This window comes from Oleiphilus sp. HI0067, assembly GCF_001635735.1.
The window spans coordinates 1-729 of sequence record NZ_LWFI01001160.1; the positions used below are offsets into that span (position 1 = coordinate 1).

At 44.2% G+C, this 729-nt stretch carries 1 protein-coding gene; it reads left to right on the forward strand.

Annotated features, from left to right (window positions below):
- Positions 1–65: 65 nt before the first annotated feature.
- The coding region (gene minD, locus A3739_RS17005; protein WP_068502168.1) for a septum site-determining protein MinD at positions 66–729 on the forward strand (664 nt) is incomplete at its 3' end.

Sequence of the window (729 nt, forward strand, 5' to 3'; positions counted from 1 at the left end):
AGAGCGCAAGAAGTAAAGAGGCTTAAGCCCAACTTCAAACAACATAGCAACATGGGAATAGAACATTGGCAAAAATAATTGTTATCACTTCAGGTAAAGGCGGCGTAGGTAAAACAACTAGCAGCGCGTCCATTTCCACAGGTCTTGCCCTGAAGGGACACAAAACCGTCGTTATCGATTTCGATGTAGGTCTTCGTAACCTAGATCTAATCATGAACTGTGAACGTCGTGTAGTGTATGACTTCGTAAACGTAATCAACGGCGAAGCGACGCTAAACCAGGCTCTTATCAAAGATAAGCATAATGAGAATCTTTACATTCTCCCCGCTTCTCAAACTCGCGATAAAGATGCACTCACTCAAGATGGCGTAGAAAAAGTTCTTAATGAACTTTCTGAGCGCTTCGATTTCATCATTTGTGATTCGCCTGCAGGCATTGAGCACGGCGCTCAAATGGCTCTCTATTTCGCAGATGAAGCCATTGTCGTAACGAACCCGGAAGTATCTTCGGTTCGCGACTCAGATCGAATTTTAGGTATCTTACAAAGCAAGTCTCGCCGCGCTGAAAATGGCGAGTCGGTAAAAGAGCACCTTCTTCTAACCCGCTACAACCCTAGCCGTGTTGAGAAAGGTGAAATGCTGAGCGTAGATGACGTTAAAGAGATTCTAGCCATCAAACTTCTTGGCGTTATTCCTGAATCACAATCCGTTCTTTCTTCTTCAAATTCAG